The organism is Kitasatospora sp. NPDC098663 (genome assembly GCF_044760075.1).
Lineage (GTDB): Bacteria > Actinomycetota > Actinomycetes > Streptomycetales > Streptomycetaceae > Kitasatospora.
The window spans coordinates 99140-114045 of the sequence record NZ_JBIWAP010000002.1 but is presented as its reverse complement, the minus strand read 5'-3'; the positions used below and the strand labels follow the sequence as shown (position 1 = coordinate 114045).

General features: G+C 73.7%; 14 protein-coding genes. 8 read left to right on the top strand and 6 right to left on the bottom strand.

The genetic code is table 11. The features are described 5' to 3' along the window. Window positions 1–58: 58 nt before the first annotated feature. Genes ACIQVZ_RS02585 through ACIQVZ_RS02575 form a run of 3 tightly spaced genes read right to left on the bottom strand, consistent with a single transcriptional unit; the run spans window position 59 to window position 2675 of the window. Window positions 59–544 carry a GerMN domain-containing protein gene (locus ACIQVZ_RS02585; RefSeq protein WP_402446553.1) on the bottom strand — a complete coding sequence of 162 codons (486 nt, stop codon included), beginning with the start codon at window positions 542–544 and terminating at the stop codon, window positions 59–61. Next, a complete protein-coding gene (locus ACIQVZ_RS02580; protein ID WP_402446550.1) occupies window positions 541–1998 on the bottom strand; it encodes an ATP-binding protein in 1458 nt (485 codons plus the stop codon). Before ACIQVZ_RS02580 ends, ACIQVZ_RS02585 begins: the two co-directional genes overlap by 4 nt. Further along, window positions 1995–2675 (bottom strand): response regulator, encoded by a 681-nt coding sequence (locus ACIQVZ_RS02575; RefSeq protein ID WP_402446549.1) that lies wholly within the window; start codon window positions 2673–2675, stop codon window positions 1995–1997. Before ACIQVZ_RS02575 ends, ACIQVZ_RS02580 begins: the two co-directional genes overlap by 4 nt. 174 nt (window positions 2676–2849) lie before the next feature. On the opposite strand from ACIQVZ_RS02575, the gene ACIQVZ_RS02570 reads away from it, so the two are divergent. The 4 genes from ACIQVZ_RS02570 to ACIQVZ_RS02555 all read left to right on the top strand — a co-directional run bounded on the left by ACIQVZ_RS02570 (window position 2850) and on the right by ACIQVZ_RS02555 (window position 8245). Continuing rightward, window positions 2850–3725, top strand: coding sequence for a polysaccharide deacetylase family protein (locus ACIQVZ_RS02570; RefSeq protein WP_402446546.1), 876 nt, complete (start codon window positions 2850–2852; stop codon window positions 3723–3725). A 160-nt stretch (window positions 3726–3885) separates the two neighbouring features. Next, window positions 3886–4509: a response regulator gene (locus ACIQVZ_RS02565; protein WP_402446544.1), complete on the top strand. Its 624-nt coding sequence runs from the start codon at window positions 3886–3888 to the stop codon at window positions 4507–4509. Window positions 4510–4979: 470 nt separating this feature from the next. Then, window positions 4980–5702, top strand: a complete 723-nt coding sequence (locus ACIQVZ_RS02560) for an ABC transporter ATP-binding protein (RefSeq protein ID WP_350876936.1) — start codon at window positions 4980–4982, stop codon at window positions 5700–5702. Window positions 5703–5707: 5 nt separating this feature from the next. Next, on the top strand, window positions 5708–8245 hold the full coding sequence (locus tag ACIQVZ_RS02555; protein ID WP_402446541.1) for an ABC transporter permease: 2538 nt from the start codon (window positions 5708–5710) through the stop codon (window positions 8243–8245). Window positions 8246–8303: 58 nt separating this feature from the next. Here ACIQVZ_RS02555 and ACIQVZ_RS02550 read toward each other — a convergent pair whose 3' ends face one another. Then, window positions 8304–9389, bottom strand: coding sequence for a sensor histidine kinase (locus tag ACIQVZ_RS02550; protein WP_402446878.1), 1086 nt, complete (start codon window positions 9387–9389; stop codon window positions 8304–8306). Window positions 9390–9971: 582 nt separating this feature from the next. Between ACIQVZ_RS02550 and ACIQVZ_RS02545 the strand changes: the two genes are divergently transcribed. After that, on the top strand, window positions 9972–10490 hold the full coding sequence (locus tag ACIQVZ_RS02545; protein ID WP_402446538.1) for a hypothetical protein: 519 nt from the start codon (window positions 9972–9974) through the stop codon (window positions 10488–10490). 593 nt (window positions 10491–11083) lie between these two features. Here the strand turns inward: ACIQVZ_RS02545 and ACIQVZ_RS02540 are convergent. Together ACIQVZ_RS02540 and ACIQVZ_RS02535 are read right to left on the bottom strand one after the other, a co-directional pair. Beyond that, window positions 11084–11728: a response regulator gene (locus ACIQVZ_RS02540; protein ID WP_402446535.1), complete on the bottom strand. Its 645-nt coding sequence runs from the start codon at window positions 11726–11728 to the stop codon at window positions 11084–11086. After that, window positions 11725–12996 (bottom strand): sensor histidine kinase, encoded by a 1272-nt coding sequence (locus tag ACIQVZ_RS02535; protein WP_402446533.1) that lies wholly within the window; start codon window positions 12994–12996, stop codon window positions 11725–11727. Before ACIQVZ_RS02535 ends, ACIQVZ_RS02540 begins: the two co-directional genes overlap by 4 nt. 352 nt (window positions 12997–13348) lie before the next feature. On the opposite strand from ACIQVZ_RS02535, the gene ACIQVZ_RS02530 reads away from it, so the two are divergent. The 3 genes from ACIQVZ_RS02530 (at window position 13349) to ACIQVZ_RS02520 (ending at window position 14850) form a co-directional block, all read left to right on the top strand. Further along, entirely contained in the window at window positions 13349–13906 is a 558-nt protein-coding gene (locus ACIQVZ_RS02530; RefSeq protein ID WP_350876542.1) for a heme-binding protein, read from the top strand. 70 nt (window positions 13907–13976) lie between these two features. After that, window positions 13977–14393, top strand: coding sequence for a PPOX class F420-dependent oxidoreductase (locus ACIQVZ_RS02525; RefSeq protein WP_350876934.1), 417 nt, complete (start codon window positions 13977–13979; stop codon window positions 14391–14393). A 43-nt stretch (window positions 14394–14436) separates the two neighbouring features. After that, window positions 14437–14850 (top strand): hypothetical protein, encoded by a 414-nt coding sequence (locus tag ACIQVZ_RS02520; protein ID WP_063348559.1) that lies wholly within the window; start codon window positions 14437–14439, stop codon window positions 14848–14850. The last annotated feature ends 56 nt before the right edge of the window (window positions 14851–14906 follow it).

The window sequence follows — 14906 nt, the reverse complement described above, 5'->3', positions numbered from 1 at the left end:
CGTCGGACGGGCCCGGCACGCCACGGGTGGCGCGCCGGGCCCGTCGGCATGCTGCGGGTCAGGCGTTGCGATGGAGGTCGCACTGCTGCTGGATGGCGGAGGGAGCATCGCTGCTGATGATGGAGACCTTGGGCGGCGGTCCGGTGGTCGGGGCGTCTTCGGTGGTGCAGACGAGTTGTTGGACGGCGGTGGTGGTGAGCGAGGCGGTGGACCAGCTCAGGCGCAGGGTGACGGTGCCGGGGGTGGCGGTGGCCTGGACGGTGCCGGAGGGCGGCAGGCCGGTGTAGAGGCCGGAGCGTTGCTCGGCCTGGTCGGGGCCGGCGACGAGGGTGTTCAGGGTCTGCTGGAGGTCCTCGCGCTGGGTGCCCGACCGGATGGCCAACCGGGTGCCGTGCTGGTCGAGGAAGTAGAGCCGGGTGCCGGGCTGGATACCGGTGGCCGGTCGCCCGCTCTTCACCGGGCCGGTGCTGGGGATCGAGCAGCCGGTGGTGAGCAGGAGCAGGAGCAGGGCGGTGGCGGCGGCGAGGCGGTGGCGGGCGGTCACTGGTCCTCCGTGGTGAGGCCGCGGGGCAGGACGAGGGTGAACACCGCGCCGCCCGTGGGGGAGTTGGCGGCCTCGATGACGCCGCCGTGCAGTCGGGCGTTCTCCTGGGCGATGGCCAGCCCGAGCCCGCTGCCCTCGGAGCGCCTGCGGGCCTTGTCGGCCTTGTAGAAGCGGTCGAACAGGTGCGGGAGTTCGGCGGGCGGGATGCCGGTGCCCTGGTCGGTGACGGTGAGCACGAGGTCGTCCTCCGTGCCGCGCAGGGTGAGCCGTACTGGTGGGCGGCCGTGGCGCAGGGCGTTGCCGGCGAGGTTGGCGACGATGACGTCGAAGCGGCGCGGGTCGAGCCGCACGGGCAGGGTGGCGGGCAGGTCGAGTTCGACCCGGTCGTTCCAGCCGCGCAGGTCCAGGGTCTCGCGGACGGCGGTGGGGGCGTCGACGGTCTCGGTGTGCAGGGGTGCGGCGCCGGCGTCGAGGCGGGAGATCTCGATGAGGTCGTTGACCAGCCGGGTCAGGCGTACGGTCTCGTTGCTGATCATGCGCAGGGCGGTGGCGGTGTCCTCGGGGAGCTGTTCGGCGTCCTCGTCGAGGATGTCGGTGACGGCGAGCATCGCGGCCAGCGGGGTGCGCAGTTCGTGGGAGACGTCGGCGGCGAACCGCCGGCCCTGGGATTCGATGGCCCGCAGCTCCTCGATGGTGCCCTGGAGGGTGCGGGCGGTGTGGTTGAACGTCTTGGACAGCTGGGCGAGTTCGTCATGCCCGGTGACGGTGAGGCGGGTGTCGAGCTTCCCCTGGGCGAGGGCGTGGGCGACGTCGCCGAGCGCCCTGACCGGGCGCAGGACCTGGCGGGCGGCGAGCAGCGCGAGCGCGGCGGCGAGGACGGCGGCGAAGGCGCCGGCTCCGGTGGCGGCGGCGAGCAGGGCGTTGCTGGCGCTCTGCTCGCGGTCCAGGGGGAGCAGGGCGTAGACGGTGAGGCCGGAGGGGGCGTTGGGTGCGGCGGCGGCCCCGGTGACGGGGACGCCGGTGGCGAGCCAGGGGTGTCCGTCGGCGGTGAAGCGCTGGAAGGCGGAGTGGCCGGCGTTCACGGTCCGTTCCAGGGCGGGCGGGACGGTGACGGGCTGGGTCCACTCGGAGTGGTCGGTGCCGTGGACGGCCAGGACGCGCCAGTCGCGGAATCCGCCGGTGCCGGACAACTGGCCGGCCAGCCTGTCGAGTTCGCTCTGGGTCGGCGGGAAGGGAAGGTCCGGGGCGAGGGTGTCGACGCGTCGGCGCAGTTCGTCCAGGGTGGTGTCCTGGGTGAGTTCCAGGGTGGAGTTGGTGGCGGCTCGGTAGGTGAGGGTGGCGGTGGCGAGCGCGCTCAGGGCGGCGACGGCGACGAACGCGGCGAGCATCCGGGGCCGCAGGCCCGCGGCGGCGCGCCGCAGCCGGGTCCGGCGGGGCAGGGGGTCGGTGGTCACAGCGGTCCGAAGCGGTAGCCGAAGCCGCGTGCGGTCTGGATGTAGCGCGGTGCGGACGGGCTGTCCTCGATCTTGGCGCGCAGTCGGTTCACTCCGGCGTCGACCAGCCGGATGTCGTCCTGGCGGCCGAGCCCCCAGACGGATTCGAGTAGGTGCTCGCGGCTGAAGACCCGCCCGGGAGCGGCGGCCAGTTCCAGCAGCAGCCGCAGGTCGCCGGGTGCCAGCAGCAGTGGGGCACCGCGCTTGGTGACGGTCAGCGCCGCCCGGTCGATGACCAGGTCGCCGTGGATCTCGCGCTCCGCTTCGGGGCCGGGGCCGCCCGCGCGGCGCAGCACGGCCCGGATGCGGGCGTCCAGCACCCGGGACTGGGCGGGCTTGACCACGTAGTCATCGGCCCCGGCCTCCAGGCCGAGGACGGTGTCGACGTCGTCGCCGAGTGCGGTCAGCATGATCACCGGGGTGGATCCGGCCCGGCGCAGCCGCCGGCAGACCTCGAAGCCGTTGATGCCGGGCAGCATCAGGTCCAGCACCACGATCTCCGGCGGTTCGGCGTGGGCACGCTCCAGCCCCTCCTCGCCGGAGGCGGCGGCGCGCACCTCGTGGCCCTGGCGGCGCAGGCCCAGCGTGAGCGCCTCCCGCACCGAGTCGTCGTCCTCGATCAGCAGTACCCGTGACATGCCAGCCAGTATCGGCCCTCCACCTGCGGAAACACGGCCGTGGCGCGGCGTCGCCACGGGTTGTTGCGAAACGCTCATACGCGGCTCACAGGCCCCGCAACCGCGTGGCGGACGGTGGGGACACACCGTCCCGGGATGCCGCCGGGCCCACCGAGCCACCGCAGGAGGAGCACCGTGCGCCAGCACCGCGAACCGAAGCCGTCCGACCCCACCCCGCCGAGCTGGTATCCCGGGGTCGGCCGGACGCCCCAGCCCTCCCGCCGGCGCACCGCTGCGCTGCGGACCGCGGTGCTGGGCGCGGCGGCGCTGACGCTGGTGGGCGCCGCCGGGGCGCTGATGAAGGCACCCGAGCGGCTCGCTCAGCCCGCCGGCTCCCCGGCCGCCGCCGCTTCCCCCGCCTCCGCCTCCGCCGCCACGGCCCCGGACCCGACACTGCCCGCGCCTGTGGCCGACATGAGCATCTCCCGCCAGTCCGAGGACCCGGGCAAGACCGTCAACCTCACCATCGACGACGGCCCCGACCCGCAGTGGACCCCACGCATCCTCGACGTCCTCGCCCGCAACGACGCCAAGGCCGTCTTCTGCATGCTCGGCCCCAACGCCCAGGCCCACCCCGACCTCGCCAAGCAGGTCGTCGCCGCCGGCCACCGCCTGTGCGACCACAGCGTCAGCCACGACACCGCCATGGACCACAAGGACGCCGCGTACCAGGAGAGGGAGATCGTCGACGGCCTGACGATGATCCAGGACGCCACCGGCGGCGCCCCCGTCCCCTACTACCGGGCCCCGGGCGGCGCCTTCACCCCCGAGAGCCGCCAGATCGCCGCCGCTCACGGCATGCGCCCCCTGGGCTGGAACGCCGACACCCGCGACTTCGAACGCCCCGGCGTCGACAAGATCGTCGAGACCGCCAAGGCCCAGCTGCGCATCGGCCCCACCATCCTCCTCCACGACGGCGGCGGCAACCGCGCCCAGACCCTCGCCGCCCTGGAACAGCTCCTGCCGTGGTTCAAGGACAACGGCTACACCTTCAGCTTTCCCAAGCGGTGACGGCCCGTCGACGGTGCTCGGCCGTAGTTCGATCGGGTTCGCACTGTTGTTTCCGTTGCTCGCGGTAACGCATGGTGGATCAATCGGATACGGGCTGCCCGCGGCCCTGTTGTCTCATGGAGCCGCGCGGGCGGCGGTTGCCTGCCAGGGGAGGACGCGGATGATCAGGGTTCTGTTGGCCGAGGACATGACCATGGTGCGCAGCGCGCTGATGGCGCTCCTCGCGTACGAGGACGATCTGGAGGTCGTCGCGGACGTCGAACGCGGCGACCTGGTGGTGCCGACGGCGCTGCGGGTCCGGCCGGACGTGGCGGTGCTCGACATCGACATGCCCGGTCTGGACGGGCTCCGGGCCGCGGCCGAGTTGCACGACAAGCTCCCGACGTGCGGGACGCTCATCCTGACCGGGCTGGCGAGACCCGCGCATCTGCGCAGTGCGATGTCCGTTCACGTGCTCGGGTTCCTCGGCAAGGACGCCCCGGCCCAGGAACTGGCCGCGGCGATCAGAAAGGTGGCCGCCGGCGAGCGCGCCATCGACCCGGAGCTGGCGCTCGCCGCCCTCGGGGCGCGCGAGAACCCGCTGACGCCGAGGGAGTCGGACACCCTGCGGCTGGCCGCGGAAGGTGCCTCCGTCACGGAGATCGCCGCCCGGCTGTTCATTTCGGCGGGAACCGCCCGCAACCACCTGGCCGCCGCGGTGACCAAGGCCGGGGGACGCAGCCGGGTGGACGCCATTCGGATCGCCGGGGAGATGGGCTGGCTCTCCGTGGGCCCTCGCCCCTGATGGGGCCCTGGCACCGGCGCGGGTCGCTGCTGGTGGTCCGGACGTAGCGGGCGAACCACCGGAAGTCCGGAAAGCCGGACCGGAAGCTTTGTCGGTTGAATTCCGAAGGTCGGCGTCCGATTGTTTCGCACAGTTGCGATCTCGACATTCGGGTGGCCTTTCGGTTGCTGGGTAATTCATGAGATGACCCATGCGATTCGCATGGATGTGTCCATGGGTTGTCCACGTCCAGACCCTCCCGGACGGGCCGCCCAGCAGGCTTGGCGGCCTGTTGACCTGGGGAGAAGCCTCCGGGGCCGCCGCCCCGAGCGCTGTTCGGGCGCCGCCGGCGGTCCGGGCGGGCGATGTGGATCTGGCTAGGCTCGCGGTAAACGAGGGCAGGGCGCCACATCGAGGAGGGGATTCCCGTTTTCTCTCGGACTGCGGATTCCGGTGATCCGGAACAGGCCCATTCCGCTTCGGAGCCGGACCTGGCGGTGCGGCTCGACGGGGTGAGCAAGGTGTACGGGCGCGGGGCGGGGGCCGTGCACGCCCTGCGCGAGGTGTCGATGGAATTCCGGCGGGGCGGGTTCACCGCGGTGATGGGGCCCTCGGGGTCCGGGAAGAGCACGTTCCTGCACTGCGCCGCCGGGCTCGACCGTCCGACCTCCGGTCAGGTCCGGCTGGCCGGCGTGGAGCTGGGGTCGCTCGGCGACACCGAGCTGACCGTCCTGCGCCGGCAGCGGATCGGCTTCGTCTTCCAGTCCTTCAACCTCCTGCCCTCCCTGACGGTCGAGCAGAACGTCACGCTGCCGCTGCGACTGGCCCGGCGCCGGGCGGACCGGGCCTGGCTGGGGGAGATCCTCGACCGCACCGGCCTCGCTGACCGGGTGCGGCACCTGCCCACCCAGCTGTCGGGCGGTCAGCAGCAGCGGGTGGCGATCGCCCGGGCCCTGGTGACGCGACCCGAGGTCGTCTTCGCGGACGAGCCCACGGGCGCCCTGGACAGCACCACCGGTACGGAGGTCCTGCGGCTGCTGCGGCACGTCGTCGACGGACTGGGGCAGACCGTGATCATGGTGACGCACGACCCGGTCGCCGCCTCCTACGCGGACCAGGTGTTCTTCCTGGCGGACGGCTCCTTCGCCGAGGCACTCGCCAGCCCCTCGCCCGAGCAGGTCGCGGACCGGATGACCCACCTGGGAAGGCGCTGAACGGCATGCTCCTACTGGCCTGGCAGACGGTGCGCGCCCGCAAGGCGGGCTTCGCGGGTGCTTTCACCGCGCTGTCGTTCGCCCTCGTCCTGACCGCCGCGTGCGGTGTCCTGCTGGAGTCCGCCCTGCGTGCGGGCACCCCCACCGAACGCTACGCGGCGGCCCCGGTCGTGATCAGTGGCTCGACCCGGATGGCCGACGTCGACCCGCTGATCGGAAAGCTGGCCGCACTGCCCGGCGCCGGGACCGTCGCCCCGGAGGTCTCCTTCCCCGCCGCCGTGATCACCGGATCGGGGCAGGTCCTCTCCGGCCCGCAGGGCGGCGCGTCCCTCGGGCACTCCTGGGCCAGCGCCGTCCTCGCCCCCTTCCGTCTGGCCTCCGGCCACCCGCCGACCGGCCCCGACGAGGTGGTCCTCGACGAGGCGACGGCCGCGCGCGGCGGGCTCCGGCCCGGCGACACCGTGCGGCTGGCCACCACCACCGCCCCCCGTGCCTACACGGTGTCCGGACTGGCCGCACCCCCACGGGAGTTGACCCGCCAGGCCGCCCTCTTCTTCAGCCCCGACCAGGCGGCCCGGCTCGCGGGCACCACCAAGGGCGCGGACGCGATCGGCATCACGGCACGGGACGGAGCCGATCCGCAGGCGCTGGCCGCGCAGGTCGAACAGGTCCTCGCCACGGCTTTCCCGGCCACCGGGACGGAGCTCTGGTCCGGGCCCGAGGTGAGCACCGGCGACCAGCGGGGCGAACGGGAGTTCTCGGGCACACCCGGGCCCGGGGACGGCCTGGCCTCGCTCGCCGGGACCGTCGGCATCCTGTCCCTGTTCATCTCGGTGTTCGTGGTGGCGGGAGCGCTCGCGTTCACCGTCCAGCAACGCCTGCGGGAGATGGCCCTGCTGCGAGCGGTGGGCGCCACGCCGGGACAGGTGCGGCGGATGATCGCGATGGAGACGCTGGTCCTGACCCTCGGCGCCGCGCTGGTCGGATGCCCGGTCGGGGTCGGCGTCGCCTCGCTGCTCCGCGGCGTACTCGTCGACCGCGGTGTGGTCCGCTCCGACGTCCCGCTCCACGTCGGGCCCACCGCACTGCTGACCGTCGTCGGCGGGGTCGTCGTCACCGCGCAACTCGCCGTGTGGGCCTCGGCGCGCCGGGCGTCCCGGGTCGAACCGACCCAGGCCCTGCGCGAGTCCGCTGCGCCCGCGCCGCGGATCGGCTGGGTGCGGACGGTGCTCGGGGCCGGGACGCTCGCCGCGTGCGCCGTGGTGCTGGTGTCCTCCACGGGCAGCCGGAGCGGGGCGGGCATGGCCGAGAGCATGGTCCTGCTGCTGCTCCTGGGGGTGGCGCTGCTCGGACCGGTGATCGGGCGGGTCGCCAGTGTGGTGATTGGTGGACCAGTGGGCAGGCTCTTCCCCGTGGCGGGGTTCCTCGCGTCCGCGGCCCTGCGCGCCCAGCCCCGCCGCTTCGCCGCCGCCGTCACCCCGCTGGTGCTGGCGGTGGCCTTCACCAGCACGGTGCTGTTCGTCCCCGGCGTCAAGGCCCAGGCCGCCGGAGTCGAGGACGGCCGAAGGCTGCGGGCCGACCACGTGGTCCAGGCCGACGGTGTCGGGCTCCCGCCGGACTTCGCCGCCGCGGCCCGCCGACTGCCCGGCGTCAAAGCGGTCAGCGGGGTCGTACCCGCCATGACCATGGTGTCCAACGCATCGCCCGGCACCACCGGCTCGCGGGGCGTCAGCGCCCGGGTGGTCGATTCCACCGACCTGTCCGAGCTGCTCGATCCCGGGGTCACCGCGGGCTCGCTGGACCAACTGCGCGGGGACGCCGTCGCGCTGGGGCAGCGCTCCGCCTCCGGACTCGGCGCGGGCGTCGGCGCCAAGCTCCGGATCGGCTGGACGGACGGCGGCGAGAGCACCGCCACGGTGGTCGCCGTCTACGACCGCGACCTGGGGTTCGCCGACGCCCTCATCCCCACCGAGTTCGCCGCCGCGCACACACCGAACCCCCTCGCGCCGACGGTCCTGGTCCGCTCCGCCCCCGACGCCGACCCCCAGCAGGTCGGCCGGGAGCTCCAGAGCCTCACCGCCGCCTACCCCATGGCCCGTACGAGCGACCGGGCCGCGTACGACGACGCCCGCAGGCACCGGCAGGAGTCGGCCACGGCCGTCGGCCGGCTGCTCCTCGGCATGATCAGCCTCTTCACCGCCATCGCCGTCGTCAACACCCTGGTGATGGCCACGACCGAGCGGTTGCGCGAGTTCGCCCTGCTGCGCCTGGTGGGCACCACCCGCCGTCAGATCCTGCGCATGATGGCCTGGGAGGGGGGCATCACGGTCGGAGTGGCCCTCGCCCTCGGCGCCGCGGTCACCGCCGCCGTCCTGGTGCCCGTCAGTCTCGCGCTCACCGGCTCGGCCTGGCCGTCCGTATCCGCGGCCTGGGCGGCCGCGGTGCCGGGCGGGGCGGCTCTGCTGGGTCTGGGCACCGTACTGCTGACCACGCGGCTGGCGCTGCGCAGGGAACCGGTCGAGGCCATGGGACTCCGGGAGTAGCGGGCGCCGTGCGGTCGTGGCCGTCGCCGCCGGGCGCCGCGCGGCCACGACCGCACGGTCAGCCGGCCCTGGACGTCGTCCTGGTCTGCGGGGCCGCGATGACCGCCGAGAGGTGGAACCAGCCGGTCTCGCCCTCCTCCGCGGTCAGCCGTCCCCCGACGGCGAGCAACCGCTCCGTGAGGTTGTCGATGCCCTGGCCGCCGCCCGGCTCCGCCGAGACGCCCTCCGCCAGGACGCCGTCGTTGGACACCACCAGGCGCACATCGCCGAGTTCGCCCCTGACGGCCCGGATCTCGCAGCGCCGTGCCACGCTGTGCCGCAGCATGTTGGTGACGGCCTCCCGCGCCACCGTCGCCAGGACGGCGTCGTGCTCGGGCGGCAGGGCGCCGTAGGCCAGGTCGACCTCCACGCTGATGCCGGCCGCCCGCAACGCCGAGGCGGCGAAGCGGGTTTCCCGCGCCAATGACATCTGGAGATCGCCGTTGGAGATCCAACGGGTGTCGGACATCGCCTGCCTCACCATCGTCAGCACCTCGGAGATCTCCGCCCGGGCGCGCTGAGGGTCCTCCAGTACGGTCCGTTCGGCGAGCTGGCACTTCAGTGCCGCCACGGAGAGGCTGTAGCCGAGCAGGTCGTGCAGGTCCCGCGAGAAGCGCAGCCGCTCCTGGTCCACGGCGCGCTCCGCCAACTCGGTGCGGGCCGCCCGCAACTCCGCGGTCATGTCGGCCAGTCGGGCCACGCCGTAGACGACGATTCCGCCCGCTGCCGTGGAGACGCTCGCGTTGAGGCACTGCCCGACGTTGTCGCCCAGCGCCGCGTAGATCGGGTACTGGCCCGCCACCAGCAGGGTGAAGAGGATCCAGGACCTGGGCGCGGCGACGGTCAGCAGCATCGATCCGGCGAACGACCCGGGGATGCCGACCCACGCTCCGCCGAAGACCAGGAACGGCAGGTAGCTGATCACTCCGTGAGCGAGCAGGCTCCACGGCCACCATGGCCGCCTGCGGCGCCACGGGCCGGCGTGCAGGATCTGGAAGCCGAGCAGAACCAAGAGGACCGTGATGGCGGCCAGTTGGTACGAGAGGCCGTCGTGGTTGCGGATGGTGGCCACGACCGAGGCGGTGAAGAACCCGAGGGTCACCATGATCACGATGGCCTTGGTGAGGCGGGACAGGGGATCCCTCGGGGTGGGCCGTTCGCCCGACGACTCCGAGTAGCGATCGCCGCCCCGTCGGTACGCACCGTGATCCAATGAGAGCTCCTGAAAAGCGACTTGACCCGCCATGGGCGCATGGGAGGCCCGTCGTTTACCTCAAGATCCCCCGTACTTCCGACCGTGAGCATAGTTCCCGTCGGAAACCCGCCGTTAACATCCGGCCCCGGCCTACGAATCCGAGGCCCACCGCCAGTTGCTCCTGCCAACGGCACCGCCCTGGTCTGCGTCCAGGCCCTGAACCGGCGCATCGACGAACTCACCGCCGAGGTCCGGCGCCTGAGCGAACTGCGGGATGCGGGGGATGCGGGGGTGCGGAGGATGCGAGGGCGCGGGAGGGGTGCGGAGGAGGGTGTGGGAACGGTAAGAGGCGGAACTGTCCGTCCACGTCCACCGTCCAAGCAGTGACGGAATCCCGGCCCGGTCTGAACGCCGGGAGGAGCGCGGAGGGGACCAGTGCAGCCAGGTGGTGCCGAACTGAACGTCGGATTCCCGGGCGGAAGCCGAGGCGGTGTGCCGGCTGTGCCGCCCGCCCGGTGGCCCGGCCCGACGCCGGCGGTCGATCAGCTCGACGCCGCCGAGCGCTGCGAGACACTGCTGCAGGACACCCTGGACGCCGTCCGGCCGGCGCCGGTCTGGCAGGGGGCGGCGCCCAGAGCGGGCGCGCGGCTGCCGTTGCCGGGGCGGGACCCGGACCTGCGCTGGTACGTCACCCGGGGGCGGGACATCCTCACCATCGTCTCGGCGGTCCGGCGGCCGGCACTGGTGGAGGCGGTCGAGCGGCACTGGCGGCAGCGCGGCTGGACGATCACTTCGCTGAACGCCGGCCGGAGCCGCCCCGGAGTCGCCGCCGCCACCCTGGACGGTTATCAACTGGCTCTGATGTTCGGCGAGTTGGGAGAGGCCGGGCTGACCGCGAGCTCGCCCGGGGTGGCCCGCTCGGAGCGGCTGCCGGCACTGCAGGGCGCCGGTGGTCGTGGCCCGGCGCCGCTGCCGAACGTGTGCTGCCCGTACTGGAGCGCGATGGTCTAGCCGGGCCCTGTCCGGCTGCGGAAGAAACCGTAAGAGTCGGAAGAGCCGGAAGGTGCTGGGGCGGCTGAGGGGCGCGGACGCAGGGGAGGCGCGGAGCGAGTCCCCCCGGACTCGCTCCGCACCGCCTCGTTGCGCGGCTTCGCGTTGCCGCTCCCCCCGACTCCCCGGCAGCCCCGCCGTTCCCCCCTGGCAGCACCCTCCGGCGAGAGCGGTCCGCACAGGCCCCGGCGAGCCCCCACCCCCGGGGACGTCGTGGTATCACGCTAACAAACCGCGTGGTTGGTTTGTCAATAGTGAGATCCACGAAAAATCCACAAACGTGATGGTCGGTCCGTAAGGTCCCGCCAAGCGTTGGACCAGCGGATTGAGGCCCGGCAGGACGCCCGGCGGCCGTTCGGCGGGCGCGCGACGGACTCCGGTACGGGCGGCGGGCCGGGTGTGGGCCGTGCTGGAATCCGACATTCCGAGCATCATGGCAGCACGCAGTGACACCGCGCGAGCGCTGAGCGCAGCGGGTGCGTCCGGCGGTGCTCCGGCAGACTGACACGGAGTGAGTCCACCGGCGGGCCGGGCCGGTCGTACGTGAGGGCCCGTCAGCGCAGCAGCCGGCGCTCCTTGGCCACGGCCACCGCGCCGGCCCGGGTGTCCACCCCCAACTTGTCGTAGATCCGGCCGAGATGGGTCTTCACGGTGGCCTCGCTGATGAACAGCGCCCGGGCGATCTGCCGATTGCCCAGCCCCTGCCCCAGCTGCGCGAGGATGTCCTGCTCGCGCTCGGTGAGCTGCGGCGCGGGCGCCCGCATCTGCGCCATCACCCGGGAGGCGACCGGCGGCGAGAGCACCGTGCGGCCCCGCGCGGCGGCGTGCACGGCGGCGAACAGTTCCTCCGGCCGCTCGGCCTTCAGCAGGTAGCCGGTGGCGCCCGCGGCGATCGCCCGGGTGATGTCGGCGTCGGTGTCGTAGGTGGTGAGCACGAGCACGTGCGGGCCGCCCGGGGCGGCGGTGATCCGCCGGGTGGCCTCCACCCCGTCGATGCCGTCGCCGAGTTGGAGGTCCATCAGCACCACCTGCGGTGCCAGCCCGGCGGCCAGCGCGACCGCCTCCTCCCCGGTGCTCGCCTCGCCGACCACCTCGATGTCGCCCGCGCTGGCGAGCAGCGCCAGCAGGCCGGCCCGGACCACCGCGTGGTCGTCGCAGACCAGCAGCCGGACAGGGGCGGGTCCGGTTCGTTCGCTCATCGGTGCTCCAGGGGGATCGCGGCGGAGACGACGGTGCCCTCGCCGGGGGTGCTCTCCACGGTCAGGGTGCCACCGAACTGCCGCAGCCGGGCGCGCATCGCGGGCAGCCCGTACCCGCGGCCGCCGGCCGCCCCGACCGCGCCCGGGTCGAAGCCCCGCCCGTCGTCGGCGACGTCCAGGACGGCCTGGTCGCCGAGGTAGGACAGGGTGATCGCCGCGGCCGACGCACCGGCGTGCTCCCGGACGTTGGCCAGCGCGCCCTGGGCGATCCGCAGCAGCGCGGACTGCGCGGCGGCGGGCAGCGGGACGGGCGTGCCGTCCAGGTGGAAGCGGACCGGCAGACCGCTCTCGGCGGCCTCCCGTCCGGCGAGCGCGCGCAGCGCCTGGTCGAGCGGACGGCCGTCGGCGAGTTCGGCCGGCGCGAGGTCGTGGACGAAGCGGCGGGCCTCGGCGAGGTTGCGGGCCGCCACCTCGGCGGCGGTCCGGACGTGGGTGCGGGCGGTCGTCGGCTCGGTGTCCCAGGTGCGCTCGGCGGCCTGCAACAGCATCTGCTGGCTGGACAGCCCCTGGGCCAGGGTGTCGTGGATCTCCATGGCCAGCCGCTCGCGCTCCGCGTGGGTGCCCTCCCGCCGTTCGGTGGCGGCGAGTTCGCGCCGGGTGCGGACCAGGTCGGTGATCAGGGCGCGCTGCCGGGCATCCTGCCGGTCCATGAACAGGAACACGCCGGTGGCGAGCGCGGCCACCGCGAACGGCAGCAGGACGAGGGTGGCGTCCGCCCCGCCGGCCAGCCGGAGCTCGGCGATCACCACCAGCAGTGTCAGGGCCGCCACGAGCGGGATCGCCGCCCGCGCGGTGAGCGTGCGCAGCGCGGTGTAGACCAGCGGGACGGCGCACCAGGCGAAGCTCGGCGCGAGCAGCACCAGCACCACCCAGAGCGCGACCACCAGCGCCAGCGGCCACCGGCGCCGCCGCGGAACCCGGTTGCCGGGCGCGGCTTCAGCCCCGGGCGCGGTTGCGGTCGCTGGTGACGGTGACGGTGACGGTGACGGGCGGCGGTGCGCGAGCCAGGAGCCGGCCGGCTGGGCGAGGGCGAGAGCGGTGCTCAGCCCGATCACCCAGGGGATCCGGGGGTTGCCGGGGTGGTGGGTGAGGTAGCGGCTGAGCGAGGCGGCGAGCAGCAGCAGGAAGGCGGAGTCGAGCAGCACCGCCAGGCGGCCCGCGTCCGGGTCGCCGGCGTCGTGACCGGCGGCGGGGCGGGGCTGCTGCACGGGTGGCTCCTGGGTGGACGGGCGATCGGCGCCTGGGCGCCTCGGCGGGAGATCGGCACCCGGACGGGCACCGGCCGCCTCGACGGCGTTCCCGGTGCGCTCGCCGTTCCCGGTCCGCCCCGGCGCACCGACCTGCACCGATCTGCACCGATCCCTCGATGGTGGCCCGGTCGGCCCGGTCCCGCATCAGCCGATCGGTTGACGGGGCTGTCCTCCATCATGCCCGCGCGGTCGCGCCGGAGCGCCGATGTGGCGGGCCCCGCCCCGGCCGGAGGATCGAGGTGGAGCCGGGCGGACCCCCTGCCGCCCGGCGGCCCCGATCCCGTTCGCCGATCCGCTGAGGAGCTGGACCATGAAGAAGATCTCCGTGCGCACCCGGGTGCTGACCGGCACCCTCGCCGCCGCCGCGCTCGCCGCCACCGTGGGCGCCGTCTCGGCCAGCGCCGAGACCTCCGAGACCCCGGCCGCGCCGGCCGCGGTGAAGGTCGACGCCCAGAACAGGAACCTCGCCCAGAGCACCGGCCTGACCATCGACGCCGCGACCCGCGCCGCCCAGGCCACCCTGGACGCGGCGGCCAAGGCCGGCCAGCGCGTCTCGGTCGCGGTCGTCGACCGGGACGGCGTCACCCGGGTGCTGCTCAAGGGCGACGGCGCCGGCCCGCAGTCCCCGGAGTCGGCGCAGCGCAAGGCGTTCACGGCGGTCTCCTGGAACGCGCCGACCTCGGAGCTGACCAGGCGACTGGCCCAGGCCCCGACCCTCAAGGACATCCCGGGCACGCTGTTCCTGGCGGGCGGCGCCCCGGTGCAGTCCAAGGGCGCCCCGGTCGCGGCGATCGGTGTCGCGGGTGCGCCGAGCGGCGACCTGGACGAGCAGTTCGCGCAGGCGGGTGTCGCCGCACTGGCGAAGTGACCCCTGGCCGGTTGCCCGTCCCCTGATGCGTGGGGCGGGCCGACCGGCCAGGATGGGCGGTATGCCGACGATGACCGATGACCAGTGGCGGGCGTTCCTCTCCGAGGGCACCCGCACCGCCAAGCTCGCCACCACCCGGGCCGACGGCCGCCCGCACGTCGCGCCGGTCTGGTTCCTGCTGGACGGCGACGAGCTCGTCTTCAACACCGGTGCGGGCACCGTCAAGGGCCGGACCCTGGCCCGCGACGGTCGGGTGATGATCTGCGTGGACGACGACCGGCCGCCCTTCGCGTACGTCCTCGTGCAGGGCACCGCCCGGCTGAGCGAGGACCTGTCCGAGGTGCGCGCCTGGGCGACCCGGATCGCCGCCCGGTACATGGGGGAGGACGTCGCGGAGCAGTACGGGGCCCGGAACGGCGTGCCGGGGGAACTGCTCGTTCGGGTGAAGATCGAGAAGGTCTCCGCAGAACACGGGGTGGCCCTCTGAAAAGCCGGTGCCGCTGTCAGTGGTGCATGGCAGGCTTCCCGGTATGACGGCGTGGACCCTCAACGACATCGAACGTGCGATCCGCTCCTCCTGGGGTGTCGACACCTGTGCGCCCGAGGATCTGGCCCACTGGCGTCCCGACAATCCCGCCCGCGGCCAGTGCGGGGTGACGGCGATGGTGGTGCACGACCTGCTCGGCGGCGAGCTGATGATGGGCGAGGTGCACGTCGGCGGGATCCGGACGGATCTGCACTGGTGGAACCGCTTCGCCACCGGCATCGAGATCGACCTCACCCGCGAGCAGTTCGGGCCGGACGAACTGGTGAGCCCCGGCCGCCCGGTCGCCCGCCCGGCCCGCCCCGGTCGGCTCCAGGCCCAGTACGAGCTGCTGAGCCACCGGGTGGTCACCGAACTGGAACGCGGCCGCGTCCGGTTGCCGGAGCGCGCCTGCGCGTGAGTCCGTCCGGTACGCGGGAGGGCAGCCCTTCCTGACGTACAGTCATCCGCAGTGCG

Coding starts and splice junctions, on each gene's coding strand:
- ACIQVZ_RS02575 (WP_402446549.1), bottom strand. CDS start 2,675: ATGTCACGGGTACTGCTGATCGAGGACGACGACTCGGTGCGGGAGGCG.
- ACIQVZ_RS02565 (WP_402446544.1), top strand. CDS start 3,886: ATGATCAGGGTTCTGTTGGCCGAGGACATGACCATGGTGCGCAGCGCG.
- ACIQVZ_RS02555 (WP_402446541.1), top strand. CDS start 5,708: ATGCTCCTACTGGCCTGGCAGACGGTGCGCGCCCGCAAGGCGGGCTTC.
- ACIQVZ_RS02550 (WP_402446878.1), bottom strand. CDS start 9,389: ATGGTGACCCTCGGGTTCTTCACCGCCTCGGTCGTGGCCACCATCCGC.
- ACIQVZ_RS02540 (WP_402446535.1), bottom strand. CDS start 11,728: ATGAGCGAACGAACCGGACCCGCCCCTGTCCGGCTGCTGGTCTGCGAC.
- ACIQVZ_RS02530 (WP_350876542.1), top strand. CDS start 13,349: ATGAAGAAGATCTCCGTGCGCACCCGGGTGCTGACCGGCACCCTCGCC.
- ACIQVZ_RS02525 (WP_350876934.1), top strand. CDS start 13,977: ATGACCGATGACCAGTGGCGGGCGTTCCTCTCCGAGGGCACCCGCACC.
- ACIQVZ_RS02520 (WP_063348559.1), top strand. CDS start 14,437: ATGACGGCGTGGACCCTCAACGACATCGAACGTGCGATCCGCTCCTCC.